Annotated in this window: 2 protein-coding genes; both read left to right on the top strand. The window is 72.1% G+C overall.

Annotated features, from left to right (window positions below; all coding sequences use genetic code 11):
* Positions 1–52: 52 nt before the first annotated feature.
* Positions 53–784: an ABC transporter ATP-binding protein gene (locus CA984_RS44130; RefSeq protein ID WP_086579171.1), complete on the top strand. Its 732-nt coding sequence runs from the start codon at positions 53–55 to the stop codon at positions 782–784.
* A partial coding sequence (locus CA984_RS44135; RefSeq protein ID WP_207621281.1) for an ABC transporter permease occupies positions 781–1,044 on the top strand: 264 nt, incomplete at its 3' end. The genes CA984_RS44130 and CA984_RS44135, both read left to right, overlap by 4 nt.

Below are 1,044 nucleotides of genomic sequence, written 5' to 3' on the forward strand. Positions count from 1 at the left end.
GCCGTGGCGGGGTGGGCGGTCCCGGCGGCGGCGGTTTCGGCGGAGGCGGCCGATGACCACCCCGGTCCTGTCGGTCCAGGAGCTCTCGAAGGTGTACGGCGAGGGCGACGCTCAGGTCCGTGCCCTGCGAGGGGTCTCCCTCACCGTCGAGCGGGGCGACTACGTGGCCGTCATGGGCGCCTCCGGCTCCGGAAAGTCCACGCTCATGAACATCCTGGGCTGCCTGGACGTGCCGTCCTCCGGCCGCTACCTCATCGACGGCGCCGACGTCGGGGCGCTGGAGGAGCGCCAGCTCGCCGTCCTGCGCAACCGGAAGATCGGCTTCGTCTTCCAGTCGTTCAACCTGATTCCCCGGATGAGCGCGCTCGCCAACGTCGAGCTGCCCATGGCGTACGGCGGGGTGGGCGCGGCCGAGCGGCGCGCCCGCGCCCTGGCGGCCCTGGAGCAGGTCGGCCTGGCCGACCGGGTCCGCCATGAGCCGAACGAGCTCTCCGGCGGACAGCAGCAGCGGGTGGCCGTGGCCAGGGCGCTGGTCACCGCGCCCTCGCTCCTGCTCGCCGACGAGCCCACGGGGAACCTCGACACCGCGTCCACCGGTGACGTGCTGGATATCCTCGACCGGCTGAGCGCCTCGGGCCGGACAATCGTGATCATCACTCACGAGGACGACGTGGCCGCGCACGCCAAGCGGGTCATACGCCTGGTGGACGGCCAGATCGTCGAGGACCGCCGCCAGGCTCCCGTCGACGGTCCCCCGCCCCGCATGCCGGAGGTTCCCGCGTGAGCTGGTTCGAGATCCTCCGGTTCGCCCTCCGCGGGCTCGCGGCCAACAAGCTGCGCAGCTTCCTGACCACGCTGGGCATCCTCATCGGGGTGGGCGCGGTGATCCTGCTGGTCGCCTTCGGCGAGGGAGCCTCGCAGAGCATCCAGCAGAGCATCCAGCGGCTCGGTTCCAACACCCTCACCATCTCCGCCTCCTTCTCCGGAGGCGGCTTCGGCGGTGGTGGTGGAGGCGGCGGCGGCGGCGGTGGCCAGGTCCTTGCG

Origin of the sequence: Streptosporangium minutum (genome assembly GCF_002149035.1) — a bacterium.
In the GTDB taxonomy this organism is placed as follows: domain Bacteria; phylum Actinomycetota; class Actinomycetes; order Streptosporangiales; family Streptosporangiaceae; genus Streptosporangium; species Streptosporangium minutum.

Excerpts from the sequence above, each read along its gene's own strand:
- CA984_RS44130 (WP_086579171.1), top strand. The coding sequence starts at position 53 with ATGACCACCCCGGTCCTGTCGGTCCAGGAGCTCTCGAAGGTGTACGGC.